Raw genomic sequence first — 17,361 nt, 5'->3', positions numbered from 1 at the left:
TATTTCATAAGCACCTACCAGCCTGCTTTTAAAACTCGATGCGAGCAATTTTAGGATATTGTAAGTTCCCGTATTTGGATAATTATTGATTCTAATTTCAGCAGAACTATAAGTAAAGCAAAAAATCACGTCCAGTAATTCTTTATCGCTTTGAAAGTTCAGATTACCTTAAATTAGCTTTTGGGCCGGGTTTAATTCATTTGCAATTTGAGAAATTAATTGAGGTATCATATCAAAATCTCTGGCTTTATCAAGCCAATATTTTATCTCCAAATACTCATATTGTAATTTATACCGATCCTGAAGATCTTCTGCCAAAATAAATAAGGTACATTGTTGTTCATATTTACAGACGGCTAATAATTCCAGAATATTTGTGTCAGATACCTTAATCCCCAGAGAAACTATGTGTATTTTGCAATTCTGTAAAATCCTGTATGCCTTTTTAAAAGTATCGGCAAAAATTACCTTGTCCACTTCCGGCACTCCTTGTATGAGACTAATTAATCTATTGGATATAATTGGGTTTTTCTCAATAACCAGAACATGGATTTTTGTTACTTCCATTAACAATCCCATTTCTAAATTTAGCTAATAATCAAGGAAGAGATTATAGAACTTATAGCTATAATACGTAGAAATACGTGAGTAGTTGTTTGTAGTAATTATTCTACAAGAAACTTTAATAAATTATAATTTATGCTCGAGCGCATATAACGTTAATGCAGTATTGGTATGCAAATGCATTTTATGAAAAATTCTGGTTCTGTAAGTGCTTACAGTAGTTATACTTATTGACAGCAAATTTCCAATTTCAGACAGAGATATACCTTTTGCAATCAGTTTCATTACCTCAAATTCTCTATCAGATAATAATTGATGAGGCATTAAATTCTGATCATTCATTAATTTAGAAACCATTGCATCGGCTATCGTAGCTGTTATATACTTTTTCCCGGAAAGAATACTGTGTATAGCCTTCACTAACACCTCAGATGCAGATTCTTTGCAAAGATAACCGGATGCACCAGCTTTTAAAACCCGAATACCATATTGCTCCTCGGGATACATGCTTAAAATTAACACCGGTAACTGAGGTTTTGCTGATTTAATCTGATGCAACGCATCTATACCGCTGCGTCCCGGCAAAGAAATATCACTGATTATTATGTCCCAACTTGAAGTTAATGCATGCTTCACAAGTTCTTCTCCGGTGTTAACTTCCTGAACAATTGAAAATGGAAAATCTTCTTCAATAATTTGAATAATCCCTTTTCGGACAACTGAATGATCATCGGCTATTAGAATTCGTATCATTTCATTTGATCAATTATCCGGATGTGAAATAATAGGAACGTTTACAGTTATCACTGTTCCGTTTCCAGGAGAACTAGTGACAGAAAACTCGCCATTAACCATATTAATACGTTCCTGCATACCAATTAACCCCAATGTATATTTTGTTTTTATGGTGGAAATATCCATTCCTATTCCATCATCTTCTATTCTGAAATTAATAAAATTATCTATAGTTTTTATTTGTAACCACACATTCTGAGCCTGGGAATGCTTTGTAATATTCGTTAAACTTTCCTGAAAAATTCTGAATAAAGTAATACTCAGATTTTTATCAATTAATGGAAGATCAACTCTTAAATCTAAATGGCAGTTTATGCCGCTTCGTTTTTGAAATTCAATTGCTTGCCATTCCAAAGCTTCAGATAAACCAAAATCATCCAAAATACCTGGTCGCAGATCTGAAGAAATTCTCCTGACAGAACTAATAGTCATATCTATGAGATCAAGCAAACTAACAATCTTATTTTGGATTGCCGAATCTTCACTCTTTAGCCTTTTATTGATCCATGATACATCCATTTTCATACCCGTAAGTAATTGGCCAAGCTCATCATGTATTTCTCGTGAAATTCGCGACCTCTCTTCTTCGCGAATTTTTAAAAGGTGTGCAGATAAACTTCTCAACTGCTCATTCATTTTCAATAATTCTTCTTCAGAATTTTTAACGGCAGGATTACTTCTGGCTATGGCGGAAAAATATTGAGGAACTCCTTCTTTTGATTTATGGCACAAAAGAGATTGAGAAACTATAATTTCTCTTTTATTTTTTGCTATCCAGGTTGTTTGGGTTTTCCAGATTCCAGTACGTATAGCAGATAAAACTCCTTCTTCCTTAAAAATCTTATAAGCTGATGGTAAGTATAGATTTTCTATTAATAAATCAGAATCTGTTTCAGAGTAATCTAACGCATCCCTAGCTTCCCTATTGATGAAAATAATCCTATCATGTATGTCTGTTATCCAAACAAAATCTGATATATTTTCAAGAATGGGTACAAACCTTAACAATTCCTCTCCGCTTGTAGTACTTTCTAAAAAACTTGCTACTATTCCCATAAGCTTAAAGCCCCTCTATTATGTTAACATATATTTGAGATTTATCCATGAGAACAGTTCAGATAGTTGCTTTGATGGACAAGAGCTAAAAACAAAATATTTATTTAATAAAATTGACCTGCAGCGTAATCGGAACTGATGAAAGCACCTTTGAAACCGGGCAGTTTTGTTTTGCAATTTCAGCAAGTTCCTTAAATTTCGCTTCATCCATTCCATTTGCAGAACCTTTAAGGTTCAGAACAATCCCTGTAATTTCATAATCATTACCATTCTTATCAATGGTAAGAGTAGAGGTTGTTTCCAGTTCCCTGGCAGTAAATCCTGCTCCGTCAATCTGAAAACTCAGGGCCATGTTAAAGCAACCTGCATGGGCGGCGGCAATCAGCTCTTCCGGATTAGTGCCATCTTTCCCATCTTCATTTTGAAAACGTGCTTTTGTACTGTATGGTGTATGATTTAAAACCCCGCTTGGACCGGTTAGCAAGCCCGAACCTTCTAATCCACTGCCTGTCCATGTTGATGTTGCTCTTCTTTTAAGTGCCATATGTTTATTATTAAATTGTAAAACCCTTTAGAACCGCTCATAATCAGGTATGTCAATATAGTAATTTCATGTTATGATAAAAAATCAGGCGAATGTCTATTTTAGACTTTTAAACTCAAACCAATGTATACCCGAAGGAAATTCATCAACACTTCTGTATTAACCGGAGCATCTTTATTTATAGCGGCAAATTCGGTTGCTGAAGTTATTTCTGTAAAATCAGACCACTCTTCTGAAAGTAAACCTGTTGTAATTTCAACCTGGGATTTTGGAATCGCTGCGAATATGGCTGCATGGGAGGTTCTTAATAATAATGGCCGTGCTTTAGATGCCGTAGAAAAAGGTGTCCGGGTTCCGGAAGCTGACCCTAAAAATCAAAGCGTTGGCTTTGGCGGATTACCTGACCGTGATGGCAAAGTAACCCTTGATGCCTGCATTATGGATGAATTTGGGAATTGCGGAAGCGTGGCCGGATTGGAACAAATTCTGCATCCTGTTTCTGTTGCCCGTAAAGTAATGGAAAAAACGCCTCACGTAATGCTGGTTGGTGATGGCGCTTTGCAATTTGCTTTAGAACAAGGCTTTAAAAAAGTCAAATTATTAACTTCAGAATCTGAAAAAGCCTGGAAAGCATGGCTAAAAAAAGCAGAATATAAACCCATTATCAATAGTGAAAATAAATCCTTCCGACCTGACAAACTTCCGGGAAACCAATATAATCATGACACAATAGGAATGCTGGCTTTAGATAGTTTTGGAAATTTATCCGGAGCCTGCACAACCAGTGGGATGGCTTACAAAATGCATGGCCGTGTGGGTGATTCGCCTATTATTGGTGCAGGCTTGTACATTGACAATGAAATTGGAGGTGCCACAGCAACCGGAGTTGGAGAAGAAGTAATTCGGAATGTGGGAAGTTTTCTGGTTGTTGAGTTGATGCGGAATGGATATTCTCCGGCTGATGCCTGCAAAGAAGCAGTGATGCGGATCATTAAAAAGAAACCTGAAAATGCGAAGCATATTCAGGTTTCTTTTATTGCCCTTAATAAAAAAGGAGAATATGGTTCGTATGCGATTCAGAAAGGATTCAGCTTTGCTGTTTGCAACGCTGAAAATCAGGAATTACTTTTGAAAGGAAACAGCTATTATTAATTCAATACTCCTTTCTGTTTATCATTTTCATTGGACAAATACAAAGAATAAGCTTTTATGATTTTGTTTTATCGGACCTAAAATACGTAGTTAAATACCGGCTAATTGCTTTTTCAAGATCATCTTTGCCCTCTATAAATGGTAAATGGCCCACATTTGCTCTCACCAGAATTTGTTCAGGAAAGCGGATCAGGCGGTGATGCTCAGGACCAATGGCATAATCGGTCATACCACTGAAAACCAGTACGGGTACGGTAATTTTTTCAGTCAGCTGACTAAAATCCTGAAAGTACTCGGAATAGGCTATAACTTTGGAAGAAAAATCATGATTCCAGTTAGAGATTTTTGCCATAACCGCATTCATGGTATCAGCGGAAGCTTTATCACGATAATACATTTTATAAACATCTTCACCCAAAGCCTGATGACAAATCATCATCTGATTCATCAGGGGCAGGTTAGTATTATCCAATTCCTGCAACTTGCCTGTCGGAACACGCTTGCGGGTGTATTCAACAACACCTTTTAATGATTCGGCAATATTCACCGTACCGTTCAGCATAATCATTCCCGATATAGATTGAGGATAATTTGCAGCATATGAAGTTTGAATTCCTCCTGCAAATGAATGACCTAAAACAATCCATTTTGCAATTCCCAGTTGTTGCCTGATTTCCTCAAAATCTTTCAGCATCCTGTGAAGAGAATAATCGCTATTTGCCGGGCTGGATGAACGACCAACTCCACGCTGATCCAGATAAATCATTTGGAATTTTGATTCGAGCATTTTACCGCTAAAAGCTTCCAGCCAGGAAGATCCGGAACCGGGACCACCATGAATATATAAACAGGGAATTCCTTTCCCTTTTATACTGATGAATAAATTAACCGAATCGCTTGTCGTGATTTTTCGATCTTCTCCCCTTACCAAAGAGGAAATATTTAAAAATAAAAAGATCAGCCAGATAAGTTTTGTTTTCATACTTATATGACTGACCTTATTAAATTGCGGTTACAGCAAATTATATTTTTCTTGTAAAATTATTTTTCGGTAAATGCAATAATGGCTTTTTGAATACGCTTTATTGTTTCTTCTTTACCTAACAGTGCAGCAATATCAAATACGCCGGGACCAAATTTACCTCCTACAAGCATAACCCGTAAAGGAAGCAATAAATCTCCCGGTTTAAGGCTGTTGCTGCCCATCAGTCTTTTAAAATCTGCTTCAATCTCTGGTACTTCCCAGGTATTGAATGCTGCGAATTCGCTGCTTAATATTTTAAAAAATTCAGTTTTAGAATCATTCCATTTAGGTTGAACAGCATTCAGGTCGTACGCTTCGGGAGTGTTGAAAAAAAATGAACTCTGTTCCCAAAAATCCTGCAAAAAAGTAAGGCGCTCTTTTACCATATCAATCACTTTTAAGAGATATTCGTCATCTGCAATAATTATGTCTTGTTCTTTTAAAAGTTTAAGAATTTCAGGCTTTAAAGATGCTGCTTCTGATTTCTTTATATATTCATGATTGAACCACTTTGCTTTTTCAAAATCAAATTTTGCCCCTGCTTTGCTTACGCGATCTATAGAGAATTTTTCAATCAGTTGTTCTATGCTGAAAATTTCCTGCTCAGTTCCATCATTCCAGCCTAATAAAGCAAGCATGTTAATAAAAGCTTCGGGCAAATATCCCAATTCACGAAATCCTTTGGTTACATCTCCTGTTTTTGGATCTGTCCAGTTCATGGCATAAACCGGAAATCCCAGGCGGTCACCATCTCGTTTGCTAAGTTTTCCGTTACCATCAGGCTTTAATATTAACGGGAGATGAACCCATTGCGGCATATCAGTTTTCCAGCCCAGGTATTCCCATAACAGAATATGAACGGGAGCAGAAGGCAACCATTCTTCTCCCCGAAAAGCATGGGTAATTTTCATCAGGTAATCGTCAACCACTACTGCTAAATGGTAAGTCGGCATACCGTCTGCTTTTAACAAAACTTTATCATCCACCAGATTCGTATCAAAACTAACGTGTCCACGAATCATATCTTCAAAATTGACAGTTTCATCAACCGGCATTTTTATCCTGATAACGTATGGAGTATTTTTTTCTAAAAGCGCATTAACATCATCTTCAGATAAGTTTAAAGAATTCTGCAATCCCTGACGGTTATCCAGCCCATATCTGAAATTTGGGGTTTTCTGACGTTGCGCTTCCAGTTCTTCAGGAGTATCAAAAGCATAATATGCATTTCCCTGCTGCACCAGCTGTTCGGCATACTGACGGTAACTTGCTTTTCGCTCACTTTGTCTGTAAGGTGCAAACGGGCCACCAACCTGCGGACTTTCATCCGGATTTAAACCGCACCATTTTAAACAATCTACGATATACTGTTCGGCACCTTCTACAAAACGGTTTTGATCGGTATCTTCAATACGCAACACAAAATCTCCCTGATGATGACGGGCAAATAAATAATTAAATAAAACAGTTCTCACTCCGCCCAGGTGCAAACCACCTGTAGGACTTGGAGCAAAACGAACGCGGACTTTTTTGTTGGCTGACATAGCTGCAAAGATAGTTTATTGCGGGGAAGACTCAAGCCCGGACACAATATTCACTATTTTTAGTAAAAAACTTTCCCAAGCAATTCAATTAATAAGGGCATTCAATCTAATTACTTTATTTTTTTGGATATCTCCTTTTACAGGCATTGTATTTCATTTTTGTATTTTGGCTGTGAAAATGAATCCCTACGAACAAAAACGCCGCTGGAAATTTATACTGCTTGCGTTTGCAATTGTTATTGCCGGCGCCTCCTTATGGTATACAAATTATCTGGTTAAGAATATCTCTGTAGCAGAACGTGCACGTGCAGAAGTTTGGGCCAAAAGTACCCGAAACATTATTGATATGCCTGATATCAACGATGAATATATAACATTTATTTATTCCATACGTGATAGTTTAGCGGTACCGGCAATTGTTGCGGATTCGGCCGATAATATTATTTATTATCGTGGTTTGGATACTCTAAAAACAAATTTTGCTCTCGAGGCAGATAGTCTGGTTAAATACGATCCCGCTTATTTCAAGGAGCAGTTAAAGGAGATGAAAAATCAGCATCAGCCCTTTGTTCTCGATTTAACCTCTGGAAATACTGCTAAATGGTACGTTTATTATAAAGATTCACTTTTATTAACCCAGTTAAGAGTATTCCCGTATATTCAGCTAACGGTAATTGCCCTGTTCCTGTTAGTTGCTTATCTGGTTTTCAGTTCAGCCCGAAGGTCTGAACAGGACCAGGTGTGGGTAGGAATGGCAAAAGAAACCGCCCATCAGCTGGGTACACCGATCTCTTCATTAATGGCATGGGTCGAACTTTTAAAATCAAAGTTTAATGCTGAAAAAGATCCGCTGATTATGGAAATGGAGAACGATGTAAAACGACTTGAAATGGTTGCTGATCGTTTTTCAAAAATAGGATCCAAACCTATCCTGCAAAACCATGGTGTGTATGAAGTAGTTCAGGAATTTGTTGACTATTTTGAAGTAAGGGTAAGCGACAAAATTAAGTTTAAAATTTCAGGCGATAAGCAGGTGGAGGCATTGATCAACGTGCCTTTGTTTGATTGGGTTTTAGAAAACCTATTGAAAAATGCAGTAAACGCTATTGAAGGAGCGGGCACTATTGAATTAAACATAACTGAAAATCTGGTAAAGGAGCAGGTTTTTATCGATGTAAGTGATACCGGCCAGGGAATTTCAAGACTTAAATTTGATACTATTTTTCAGCCCGGATATACAACCCGGAAACGAGGCTGGGGTTTGGGCCTGTCGCTTACCAAGCGAATTATTGAGAATTACCACCAGGGTCACATCTTTGTTAAAGATTCTGAAATTGGCAAAGGAACCACGTTTCGTATAATTTTAAAAAGTAATTTAACCTATGAACCCACCGGAATCTAACGAGTATGCTCCCTATTATTCAACTTACGTTGATACAGTTTCTGAAAATGTAATGGGCGAACTGGAGCATCAGGCTACTGCATTTCCTGAATTTCTGAAGTCAATTTCTGAAGAAAAAGCGTTTTACGCTTACGCGGATGGAAAGTGGACTATTAAAGAAATAGTTGGTCATTTGATTGACACCGAGCGAATTATGTCTTATCGTGCACTTGCCATTTCCCGTAAGGATAAAACCCTTTTACCGGGTTTTGATGAAAACGAATATGTGAAAAATGCCTGTTTTAATGACCGTTCATTAAACAGTCTTGCAGATGAATTTGCCGCCGTACGAAAATCAAATATGTTCCTTTTTAAATCTTTTTCTGAAGAGGATTTAAGCAGTATGGGAACGGCAAGTGAAAAAAATGTTAGCGTTAAAGCCTTGCTCTATATTATAGCCGGACATTTAAATCATCATAAGAATATTATTACCGAACGCTATTTATGATCTGGTTTAAAAAGATAACTCCAGCTGATTTAAATGAACGTCCTGCAGATCATTTGGGGAGTTTGATTGGAATTGAGTTTATTGAAATAAACGATGATTCTATTTCTGCCCGCATGCCTGTTGATGCAAGAACTCATCAGCCTGCCGGGATTTTACATGGCGGTGCCTCTGTAGTTCTGGCCGAAACTTTGGGAAGCGTGGCTTCCAATATGGTAGTTGATGATTCTAAATATATGGGCGTAGGCCTCGAAATTAATGCCAATCACTTAAGACCTGTCAAATCGGGATTTGTGACAGGAATTTGCAAGTCTTTACATATCGGGGCCAAAACCCATGTTTGGGAAATAAAGATGTATGATGACCGCGGAAAAATGAATTGCATCAGCAGACTAACAGTGGCTATTATTCCGAGGATTTAAGGAATATGGGTCAAAAGAAGATTGGTAAAAAAATCAACTTTAAATCCCGCAGATTTTCAGATTAACTGATCTGATATAATCTGCGGGAAAGTTTCGTAAAATCCGGTTATTTACTAATTGTTTCTTTCTTCTCAATAATGTATGAGATAAATAAACCCAATCCTCCGAATATACCAATCAGGGCAAAATACACTGCGGGATTTTCATTATTCTGAAAACCGTTGGCTTGATTTAGCACAGTATTATCAAGTATGTAAGCCGTGAATAAGCCTATTCCGGCACCCATTAACAAAAGCGCCCATTTTAATATAACAAAAGGTTGTGGTTGTGATTTTTGCAAACCCGGATCCATTCCGTTTTGGATCATAGACATCCGTTCTCTGTTAGAAAAGTAACGAAGGGAAAATACCATTGCGAAAAAGCAAATGAATAGTGTGATTGGAATTAAAATTTCTGGACCGTTCATGATATTATTTATTAATGTTTATAAAAGTTTGATTTGTTTGGATCAGCTGATCTGTTAACTATGACCACATGGTTTTAACTGAGGTTACAGTTAAATTGAAAATATAATCTAAGTTTTCATTCTCAGTAATCTTTAATAGGTAAATTGATGCTTATTTGGACATTATATAAATTTGCCTGATTCTCATTCAATAAACTGTGCAGCCTGTTGTAACCTTTTCTAAAAACCTGTTGTCATAGAAATAACGGATGCAAAATAAGACTACGGATATAGAGTTGATCTCGCAGGTGCTGGCAGGAAACCAATCGGCTTATGCTGAATTGATTAAGCGCCATCAACGATTCGTATTTACATTAGCATTAAGATTCTCTAAAAGCCGTGAAGATGCCGAAGAAATTGCGCAGGATTGTTTTGTAAAGGCTTATCGTTCTTTAAATGCTTTTCAGCAAACCTCAAAATTTAGCACCTGGTTATACAGCATTGTTTACACCACATCTATGACTTTTTTACGAAAAAAAAGGCTGGATACGGTTGATATTGACGATGAAAATATTTTTGTTCAGTTAGAAAATCACGTATCAGATTTTAAAACTGACCAAACAGAACATAAATCGAAAATGGTTTATGTCAATAAAGCGATCAGCCAGTTGTTGCCCGATGATGCTACTATCATCACCCTGTTTTATCAGGGCGAGCAATCCTTAGAAGAAATAGGAAAAGTGCTGGGCATGGAATCAAATACTGTTAAAGTAAAATTGCACCGGGCCAGACAGCGGCTGAAAGAAAAGTTAGAACGATTATTACATCATGAAGTAAAAGAACTGCTATGAATACAATAGAACAACGTATTTGGGATTATCTGGATAATTCATGTACACAGAAAGAACATCAGGAAATTAAACACCTGATTGAAACAGATCCGGATTATAAAACAGTTTATAATGAGTTGAAAGATTTAAGTCAGGTTTTTTCATCTATAGAACTGGATGAACCTTCCATGGGCTTTACCCGCAATGTAATGAATAAGGTTAATTTAGAACCTTTAACCGAAACTTTTAAATCCACCACCGATAAGCGGATTATCTATGGAATAGCTGCTTTCTTTCTTTTATCGATTTCTGCAATGCTGGCTGTTGTTTTTTATCAAATGGATTGGTCACAACCGGTTTCAGGAACACTACAGCAATACAAATTGCCTGATGTTAATTTTTCAAGTTATTTAAACAGCACCGTAATTAATTCTTTCTTTTTTGCAGACATCATTCTGGCTCTTTATCTTTTGGATAACTTTTTAAGAAAAGACACACAACTAACTAAATAATCCGAGAAAAATTACGCAAGAATAATTGATTGAGTTTGATTTTATTTATCGCCAAACAATGTTATAGTCATTCAATAAAAGGTGTATTCAGATTAAAAAATTAATAAATTTTTGAAGAACTTTTTTTACTGATTCTGGTTTATATGAAAACCATTATTGGTTTAATTGTGATAAGGTTTAGGTTGAAAGTCCCTCGCAGAAATGCGAGGGGCTTTTTTATAAACGGCTAAATTATAGATTGAGACTATTGCGATGACATTTACAAAGCACAAATTATAGAACAGAATTTCTGAGATTATTTAAATGAAAATACATTTTAACTAAATTATGTATATTCGAAAAAGACAAAAAATCATGAAAATATCAACCCTGAAAATCTTCATTATGGTATTGCTAACCTCAGCATCAGCCATAACACTGAAGGCTCAAACAATCAACACTCCTCCTGCAAGTCCTACTCAAACGATAAAGCAGCAATTTGCTCTATCAGAAATTGAGCTGACTTATTCCCGACCGGGAGCAAAAGGCCGCAAAATAATGGGCGAACTGGTTCCTTACAATGAAGTTTGGCGTACAGGCGCTAATGCTTCAACTAAGATTAAATTTGGCGAAGATGTTAAAATTGCAGGCAATAATGTTCCAAAGGGAGAATATGCTCTGTATACCATTCCAGGAAAAGAAGAGTGGACTATAATTTTAAGTAAAAATACCACCCTTTGGGGCTCAATGGGATATAAAGAATCTGAAGATTTAGTGCGATTTAAAGCTAAAGCGATGAATTCGCCAATGAATATGGAAACCTTCACCATGCAGTTTGTAAACCTGAAAGCACAATCAATGGATGTTCATATGATGTGGGAAAATACAATGGTTAATTTTACGGTTACTGCAGATATAGACAGTAAGATTAGTAAACAAATTACTGATGCAATGTCTGATACAGACCGCAGACCGTATTATGCTGCTGCATCTTATTACTTTGAAAATGATAAGGATATTAATTCTGCTTACAAATGGGTGAAAAAAGCCGTGGAAATGAATCCAACCCAATACTGGGTAGAGCATTTAAAAGCCAAAATCGAATTGAAAATGGGTGATAAGAAAGCAGCTATATTATCTGCTACCAGCTCAATGGCAAAAGCCAAAGCTCAGAATAATCCGGACTATATAGCGCTGAATGAAAAACTGATTGCAGAAGCTAAAAAGTAATCTTAAAATAAATATTTGTAAAGCTCTATGGAATCCATAGGGCTTTTTTTGTAATTAATATTCTCTTTTAAAATACAGAGTTGCTTTTTCCTTCCCATCTGAAACTAACTTTTCGTTAAAAAAAATGAATTGAGAGGAAGACTTTTTAGAGATTGTATAGACAACTGTGGTATCCTTTCTAATTCCGTTACTGGAAGGTTTCAAAAAAGATAAATTTAAAAGATTATTTCCCAGAGTGTACGTGCCCTGGGTTAGCTCTCTATCATAGAACAGATCGAACTTTAAATCAGCAAATAATAAAATATAGCTTTCAGAGCGACTTATTTCCGAGTCGGAATACGTTAATTCTCCGCTAGGGTTATAATAATCATATATGATTCTTTCAAGCTGCCATTTTTCATCCAGTCTCCTGGCTGCCGGAATTTCTTTCTTGCAGGAAAAAAGAAGGGCTTGTAAAAGGAATATAAAAATTACAGTAAGATAATTGCGTTTCATAGGCCAGCCTAAAAAGTATTGCCTGGTTCAATTTAAGCATATTTTTATTTAAAACAGGCTGTAATTATCGCAGCGATTTATTTTTATAAAAATGGCTTATTAGTAATGAAGTAATTACTACTAATAAACATCCCAATACATTTAACCATAAAAAAGCCATAAAATCATCTATCCAGCAAGTAAATACAATAATTTCTGTAATTATTGCCGCAATAAAAACTGCTGTTCCCCCAACTTTCTTCAGGTAAAAAGCAACTATAAATATCCCTAAAATGGTTCCATAGAAAAGAGATCCAAGGATATTTACAGCTTCTATCAGATTTCCCAGTTTACTGGCATAAAGTGCCATGGTAATACATACTATTCCCCATATAATAGTGGCAACTCTTGATGCCCAAAGATAATTTGCATCAGAAGCATTTTTATTGATTAACCGTTTGTAAATATCTATAACCGTTGTAGAAGCCAAAGAGTTTAAAGCACTTGCCGTGGAACCCATTGAAGCCAGAAATATAATGGCTATTAATAAACCAATTAATCCCTGAGGCAAATAACGTGTTACAAAACTTAGGAAAACATAATTATTGTCATTCGTATCTGCGTTTGGATCGTTTTTTAACATCAGATCAACTGCCTTTTTGCGGATTACTTTTGTTTTTTCATCAGCTTGCTGAAGAATAATGCGGCTTTTATCAACTTCTTTTTCATTGCCTGATTCAAGGGCGGTATTCAAAACATTTATCTGTTCTTGTTTTTCTTTAAATGCTGCTGAATATTCAGTTTTTATACTTTGTATATCAGGGCTATAGGTACTATTTTCAAGTTTATTCAGTTCATAGCTGTTAAAAAAAACAGGAGGCTGATTGTACTGATAAAAAGCAAAAACCAACACCCCAATGAGCAGAATAAGAAATTGCATCGGAATTTTCACCAGACCGTTCATTAGCAATCCAAGGCGGCTCTGGCTTACAGAAGATCCGGTAAGATACCGTCCAACCTGGCTCTGATCCGTTCCAAAATACGAAAGCTGCAGAAAAAAGCCTCCGATTAATCCGCTCCAAACGGTATACTGATTGTTCCAGTCGAATGAAAAGTCAATGGCATTGGTACGACCCATTTTACCCGCTATTTGTATGGCTTTCCCGAAACCAATATTAGCAGGAAGTAAATGCACAACCATGATTCCGGCTATAAATAATCCGGAGAAGATTATACTCATTTGCATCAGCTGTGTATATGATACAGCTTTTGTACCACCATAAACAGTGTAGGTAATCACTAATCCACCTATAAATAGAGTCGTATAGGTGGTATCAATATTGAGAATGGTTGAAAGAATGATAGAGGGGGCATAGATAGTAATACCTGTTGATAATCCCCGCTGTATTAAAAAGAGAAATGCGGTTAAAGCTCTGGTTCTGAGATCAAATCTTTTTTCAAGAAACTCATAAGCCGTATAAACTTTTAAGCGGTGGAAAATAGGGACAAACGTTATACATAATACTATCATGGCCAGGGGCAGGCCAAAGTAAAACTGTACAAAACTCATCCCCGAAGAAAAAGCCAGGCCTGGAGCAGAAAGAAACGTAATAGCACTTGCCTGGGTAGCCATTACAGAAAGAGTAACATGATACCAGGGCAAGGACCGGTTTCCCAGCAGAAAACCATTTATATCATGGGTGTCGCGACTTTTATAAATGCCATAAACAACTATGCCTATCAGGGTTACAAAAAGGACAATCCAATCAATATTACTCATTCAAATGTTTTTGTGAACACGTAAAAAAGTAAAATTAAAATCCCAAGCCAGATAACCAGCAGGATATAAAACTGGTTCCAGCTTTTAACAAATGGAGGAAGTTCTTTGTCAGACCTCACGGTTTTTCATCAGCACGTTTTTGAAGAAACCTGCAGTTAATAATCCCAATATAGCTCCTAATAAAATATATAAAATACTTCCTGTAAGCACCCAGGCAGTTAAAACTCCGCAAATTACGGCAAGGATGTACATTATTGAATAATTAGCTTTTTCTGTTGTGTCGTGATTTTCCATTTTTAAATGTGTATTGGGATTGACTTAATAAATTATTGATTTTTAGCGAGCAAATTTACAAATAATCTGTAAGCACCGGGTACTCCGGCAGGCAATTGCCTGAAAAAAGCTAAGGAAGTATATACAAATTTCCCTTTCCCGTAATCTGCTACAATTAATGAACCTGCATTCGGACTTTCCCCTGCATCACTCATTTTCAAAATGGAGCGATATTCAGGATCAAAATCAGAGACAAAATAAATTCCTCTTTCCTGAATCCAGCCGTTAAAATCATCCGGTGTTATTTTATTCGGATAATTTAAAATTTTTGATTTAGGATCAATAAAGGTAACTGCCGCTTCTTCATCGGTAACTCTATCTCTTGAAATTTTAAAAGGATAAGGACCAATATTATTAACCAGGAGTGGATTATTCACGTTATATTGAACCAAATACGTTCCCCCATTTTTTACATATTCCATTAGTTTAGGTTGTAAATATTTCAGTCTTTCATTAACATTATATGCCCTCACACCCGCAATTATTGCATCATATGAATTTAAACTCCCAATCAAAATTTCATTTTCGGAAAGCAGGATTACCTCATAGCCAATTTGCTTTAAAGATTCAGGAATTAAATCACCAGCACCTGCCATATAACCAATTTTCTTTCCGTCTGTGTTTAAGTCCAGCCGCTCAACACGTACCTCCGTTACTGGAAATAACGTTTGAAGCGGAATGTGATCATAATTTACAACCTTTAACCCTCGGTTATATTTTTGGCTATCCAAATGTATATTAATGGATAAATTACCGCTTTTGACTTCACCGGAAGGGCTTAATATAAATTCCTTAATCTGCTCATCGCCTTTTTTAGCAATGGCAAACTCAATTTCCTGTGGACTGATTTTCCATCCTTTTGGAATTATGGGTTTTAATATCCCGGAGGTATTATTTCTGAAGCTTTTTAATTGTACCTGTATGGTTCTTGAGTTTTTTGCAGCGAATACATATGATTTTTCGGCAATGCTTGCTGTAACCGGAGGAGCAATAATCATGGGCTGATAAATCTCTCCGCGAACCTGATCTGTATACTTATACACTACAGGACGATGGAAGGTCAAATCTTTCCCATTTATGGAGAAGGAGAAAGTAGTTTGAATTGGATTAATATTTTCAGGATTTCCAACGAGTTGCTGATCATTTATAAGGTAATAACCGACTGGGTGATTTGCAGCCAGCCAATAAGGTTCTGAGATTTCATTTGCCAGTGCTGAATTTTCTGCAGAAACCATGATTCCATTTTTCAGCGTAGTATTGATTGTCTTGCCTGATAAACTTTTCCATAAAACAGGTTTGGACGATCTTACAATTACCTGTGAACGGATTTTAATACTATCATTAACTGAATAACTCGGTTCTGCTGCATAACTTTCAAACCAAAGTCCGGCACAACTTATTATCAAATCCTTTATTTCCTCTTCCTTTTTATCTTTAATTGATGAAGGATTTAAGTCCTCAACATCAGTAAGAAGTTTAACTAGTTGGCTAACAGATTTTGAAGGATCTTCATTAAGGAAATTCTGATTAATCTGATTAATCAATTTCTGAATATTTGCTCCGCCCTTGATTTTATTCCAGGAGAGATCAACATCATCAAAAAGATCTTTAGACGCAGGTTTACCGGCAACAGGACTGAAATATTCAAACATTTGCCCTCTTTGTGCTGCACTTCCAAAACCCTGACTTCTATGCCGGGATCTGCTTTCTGCAGCAACCTCGCCATAACTTTTTCCTGACAGAGGATTAAAACCTCCCACATCAATCTTCAACTGATCTTCGGAAGTGGTATTGGTTCCTCCAAAATTAAAAGTGTTCCATACAATCCGTGTGGCCTGCCAGGTTTGCACATGCTTAAGCTGCTCGGGAAATCTCTTTGGATCTGCTGCAGCAACAAATGCCTCGCGTGCTATGATTGCAGAAGCTGCATGATGACCATGTCCGGCACGGGAATCTTCCGGAAACCGGGTGATAATTACATCCGGTCTGAATTTCCGAATCACCCAAACGGCGTCAGCAAGAATCTGCTCTTTGCCCCAAAACTTAAATGTCTCATCAGAAGTTTTAGAATATCCAAAATCATTTGCTCTGGTAAAAAATTGTTCGGCTCCGTCTATACTTCGGGCTGCAAGCAATTCTTGAGTTCTTATTAACCCTAATAATTCTGCCTGCTCATTCCCGATAAGATTCTGACCTCCATCGCCACGTGTTAATGCCAGATATCCTGTTCTTACGTTTCTTTCTTTTGACAAATAAGCCAGTAGTCGTGTATTTTCATCATCCGGATGTGCTGCTATGTACAGCGCACTTGCTGTAACAGCCAACTTTTGCATTCCCTGTTTAATCTCAGAAGAGCTCCACCCGGGCGAAGTTTGAGCAAAAATTGAAGCACTAAAAATTCCTAAAAAGAAGAAAATTAATATTGATAATTTCATAATCAGGGTAGAATCGCTCCAAAATAAATAATTTTTGCCGGTTTTAAAGACATCCTATCATTCAATCATGGAGTTTACCATGATTACTCAGATTATCCATTAAAAGCATTGTAAGATTTTAAAAAGGAAATCTATGGATTATGAGAAAAAAAGAAACGGTCAGATAATTAATTATCTGACCGTTTACCCAAAAAATTATAAATAAATAATTACTTATAATCCTTAAAGAACTATCCACAAAATCCGAAATACAATCACTGCATGTCTGACTTGTGTTTAAGTAATAATTACTTTAAGGTTGATTAACCTTTATGCCTTAAAAATACAAATTTTACTCTCGAATCTCAAAATAGTTT

At 36.5% G+C, this 17,361-nt stretch carries 18 protein-coding genes; 7 read left to right on the top strand and 11 right to left on the bottom strand.

Annotated elements, in window-relative coordinates; all coding sequences use genetic code 11:
• Positions 1-168: 168 nt before the first annotated feature.
• The 4 genes from G521_RS0104985 to G521_RS0104970 all read right to left on the bottom strand — a co-directional run bounded on the left by G521_RS0104985 (position 169) and on the right by G521_RS0104970 (position 2,959).
• Positions 169-567, bottom strand: coding sequence for a response regulator (locus G521_RS0104985; protein WP_155975661.1), 399 nt, complete (start codon positions 565-567; stop codon positions 169-171).
• Between the two features lie 123 nt (positions 568-690).
• Positions 691-1,317 (bottom strand): response regulator, encoded by a 627-nt coding sequence (locus G521_RS0104980; protein WP_026897552.1) that lies wholly within the window; start codon positions 1,315-1,317, stop codon positions 691-693.
• Positions 1,318-1,326: 9 nt separating this feature from the next.
• Positions 1,327-2,415, bottom strand: a complete 1,089-nt coding sequence (locus G521_RS16525; protein WP_051189473.1) for a PAS domain-containing sensor histidine kinase — start codon at positions 2,413-2,415, stop codon at positions 1,327-1,329.
• Positions 2,416-2,515: 100 nt separating this feature from the next.
• Positions 2,516-2,959 (bottom strand): OsmC family protein, encoded by a 444-nt coding sequence (locus G521_RS0104970; RefSeq protein WP_026897551.1) that lies wholly within the window; start codon positions 2,957-2,959, stop codon positions 2,516-2,518.
• A 123-nt stretch (positions 2,960-3,082) separates the two neighbouring features.
• Between G521_RS0104970 and G521_RS0104965 the strand changes: the two genes are divergently transcribed.
• The gene (locus G521_RS0104965) at positions 3,083-4,111 is read left to right on the top strand and encodes a N(4)-(beta-N-acetylglucosaminyl)-L-asparaginase (RefSeq protein ID WP_026897550.1); all 1,029 of its coding nucleotides are present in this window, start codon (positions 3,083-3,085) and stop codon (positions 4,109-4,111) included.
• A 55-nt stretch (positions 4,112-4,166) separates the two neighbouring features.
• Here the strand turns inward: G521_RS0104965 and G521_RS0104960 are convergent, their stop codons facing one another.
• A complete protein-coding gene (locus G521_RS0104960; RefSeq protein ID WP_026897549.1) occupies positions 4,167-5,093 on the bottom strand; it encodes an alpha/beta fold hydrolase in 927 nt (308 codons plus the stop codon).
• A 59-nt stretch (positions 5,094-5,152) separates the two neighbouring features.
• A complete protein-coding gene (gltX, locus tag G521_RS0104955) occupies positions 5,153-6,679 on the bottom strand; it encodes a glutamate--tRNA ligase (protein WP_026897548.1) in 1,527 nt (508 codons plus the stop codon).
• 178 nt (positions 6,680-6,857) lie between these two features.
• Here gltX and G521_RS0104950 point away from each other — a divergent pair, with 178 nt between their 5' ends.
• From G521_RS0104950 to G521_RS0104940, 3 genes are read left to right on the top strand one after another with little or no spacing between them, the layout of a single operon-like run.
• Positions 6,858-8,081: a sensor histidine kinase gene (locus G521_RS0104950; RefSeq protein WP_026897547.1), complete on the top strand. Its 1,224-nt coding sequence runs from the start codon at positions 6,858-6,860 to the stop codon at positions 8,079-8,081.
• Positions 8,062-8,568 carry a DinB family protein gene (locus G521_RS0104945; protein WP_026897546.1) on the top strand — a complete coding sequence of 169 codons (507 nt, stop codon included), beginning with the start codon at positions 8,062-8,064 and terminating at the stop codon, positions 8,566-8,568. Before G521_RS0104950 ends, G521_RS0104945 begins: the two co-directional genes overlap by 20 nt.
• The gene (locus G521_RS0104940) at positions 8,565-8,987 is read left to right on the top strand and encodes a hotdog fold thioesterase (RefSeq protein ID WP_036678179.1); all 423 of its coding nucleotides are present in this window, start codon (positions 8,565-8,567) and stop codon (positions 8,985-8,987) included. Before G521_RS0104945 ends, G521_RS0104940 begins: the two co-directional genes overlap by 4 nt.
• A gap of 106 nt (positions 8,988-9,093) precedes the next feature.
• Here G521_RS0104940 and G521_RS0104935 read toward each other — a convergent pair whose 3' ends face one another.
• Positions 9,094-9,453, bottom strand: a complete 360-nt coding sequence (locus G521_RS0104935) for a DUF6249 domain-containing protein (protein ID WP_036678176.1) — start codon at positions 9,451-9,453, stop codon at positions 9,094-9,096.
• 248 nt (positions 9,454-9,701) lie between these two features.
• Between G521_RS0104935 and G521_RS0104930 the strand changes: the two genes are divergently transcribed.
• The 3 genes from G521_RS0104930 to G521_RS0104920 all read left to right on the top strand — a co-directional run bounded on the left by G521_RS0104930 (position 9,702) and on the right by G521_RS0104920 (position 11,983).
• Entirely contained in the window at positions 9,702-10,283 is a 582-nt protein-coding gene (locus G521_RS0104930) for an RNA polymerase sigma factor (protein WP_026897543.1), read from the top strand.
• Positions 10,280-10,774 (top strand): hypothetical protein, encoded by a 495-nt coding sequence (locus tag G521_RS0104925; protein ID WP_026897542.1) that lies wholly within the window; start codon positions 10,280-10,282, stop codon positions 10,772-10,774. The genes G521_RS0104930 and G521_RS0104925 overlap by 4 nt, the downstream gene beginning before the upstream one ends.
• A 354-nt stretch (positions 10,775-11,128) precedes the next feature.
• Entirely contained in the window at positions 11,129-11,983 is an 855-nt protein-coding gene (locus tag G521_RS0104920; RefSeq protein ID WP_026897541.1) for a DUF2911 domain-containing protein, read from the top strand.
• 54 nt (positions 11,984-12,037) lie between these two features.
• Here the strand turns inward: G521_RS0104920 and G521_RS0104915 are convergent, their stop codons facing one another.
• The 4 genes from G521_RS0104915 to G521_RS0104900 form a co-directional block, all read right to left on the bottom strand.
• Positions 12,038-12,478 (bottom strand): hypothetical protein, encoded by a 441-nt coding sequence (locus G521_RS0104915; protein WP_026897540.1) that lies wholly within the window; start codon positions 12,476-12,478, stop codon positions 12,038-12,040.
• 64 nt (positions 12,479-12,542) lie between these two features.
• Positions 12,543-14,237: a sodium:solute symporter gene (locus G521_RS0104910; RefSeq protein WP_026897539.1), complete on the bottom strand. Its 1,695-nt coding sequence runs from the start codon at positions 14,235-14,237 to the stop codon at positions 12,543-12,545.
• 108 nt (positions 14,238-14,345) lie between these two features.
• On the bottom strand, positions 14,346-14,531 hold the full coding sequence (locus G521_RS16520; protein ID WP_036678173.1) for a hypothetical protein: 186 nt from the start codon (positions 14,529-14,531) through the stop codon (positions 14,346-14,348).
• Between the two features lie 32 nt (positions 14,532-14,563).
• Complete coding sequence (locus G521_RS0104900) at positions 14,564-17,005, bottom strand: PIG-L family deacetylase (RefSeq protein WP_026897538.1); 2,442 nt, start codon at positions 17,003-17,005, stop codon at positions 14,564-14,566.
• Between the last annotated feature and the right edge of the window lie 356 nt (positions 17,006-17,361).

Origin of the sequence: Daejeonella oryzae DSM 19973 (genome assembly GCF_000422945.1) — a bacterium.
Taxonomy (GTDB): Bacteria; Bacteroidota; Bacteroidia; order Sphingobacteriales; family Sphingobacteriaceae; genus Daejeonella; species Daejeonella oryzae.
The sequence above is the reverse complement of the archived record's forward strand: the minus strand, read 5'-3'. Positions and strand labels throughout refer to the sequence as shown.

Excerpts from the sequence above, each read along its gene's own strand:
- G521_RS16520 (WP_036678173.1), bottom strand. The coding sequence starts at position 14,531 with ATGGAAAATCACGACACAACAGAAAAAGCTAATTATTCAATAATGTAC.
- G521_RS0104935 (WP_036678176.1), bottom strand. The coding sequence starts at position 9,453 with ATGAACGGTCCAGAAATTTTAATTCCAATCACACTATTCATTTGCTTT.
- gltX (WP_026897548.1), bottom strand. The coding sequence starts at position 6,679 with ATGTCAGCCAACAAAAAAGTCCGCGTTCGTTTTGCTCCAAGTCCTACA.
- G521_RS0104950 (WP_026897547.1), top strand. The coding sequence starts at position 6,858 with ATGAATCCCTACGAACAAAAACGCCGCTGGAAATTTATACTGCTTGCG.
- G521_RS0104945 (WP_026897546.1), top strand. The coding sequence starts at position 8,062 with ATGAACCCACCGGAATCTAACGAGTATGCTCCCTATTATTCAACTTAC.
- G521_RS0104920 (WP_026897541.1), top strand. The coding sequence starts at position 11,129 with ATGAAAATATCAACCCTGAAAATCTTCATTATGGTATTGCTAACCTCA.
- G521_RS0104965 (WP_026897550.1), top strand. The coding sequence starts at position 3,083 with ATGTATACCCGAAGGAAATTCATCAACACTTCTGTATTAACCGGAGCA.
- G521_RS0104985 (WP_155975661.1), bottom strand. The coding sequence starts at position 567 with ATGGAAGTAACAAAAATCCATGTTCTGGTTATTGAGAAAAACCCAATT.
- G521_RS0104925 (WP_026897542.1), top strand. The coding sequence starts at position 10,280 with ATGAATACAATAGAACAACGTATTTGGGATTATCTGGATAATTCATGT.
- G521_RS0104915 (WP_026897540.1), bottom strand. The coding sequence starts at position 12,478 with ATGAAACGCAATTATCTTACTGTAATTTTTATATTCCTTTTACAAGCC.
- G521_RS0104970 (WP_026897551.1), bottom strand. The coding sequence starts at position 2,959 with ATGGCACTTAAAAGAAGAGCAACATCAACATGGACAGGCAGTGGATTA.
- G521_RS0104960 (WP_026897549.1), bottom strand. The coding sequence starts at position 5,093 with ATGAAAACAAAACTTATCTGGCTGATCTTTTTATTTTTAAATATTTCC.
- G521_RS0104900 (WP_026897538.1), bottom strand. The coding sequence starts at position 17,005 with ATGAAATTATCAATATTAATTTTCTTCTTTTTAGGAATTTTTAGTGCT.
- G521_RS16525 (WP_051189473.1), bottom strand. The coding sequence starts at position 2,415 with ATGGGAATAGTAGCAAGTTTTTTAGAAAGTACTACAAGCGGAGAGGAA.
- G521_RS0104930 (WP_026897543.1), top strand. The coding sequence starts at position 9,702 with ATGCAAAATAAGACTACGGATATAGAGTTGATCTCGCAGGTGCTGGCA.
- G521_RS0104910 (WP_026897539.1), bottom strand. The coding sequence starts at position 14,237 with ATGAGTAATATTGATTGGATTGTCCTTTTTGTAACCCTGATAGGCATA.
- G521_RS0104940 (WP_036678179.1), top strand. The coding sequence starts at position 8,565 with ATGATCTGGTTTAAAAAGATAACTCCAGCTGATTTAAATGAACGTCCT.
- G521_RS0104980 (WP_026897552.1), bottom strand. The coding sequence starts at position 1,317 with ATGATACGAATTCTAATAGCCGATGATCATTCAGTTGTCCGAAAAGGG.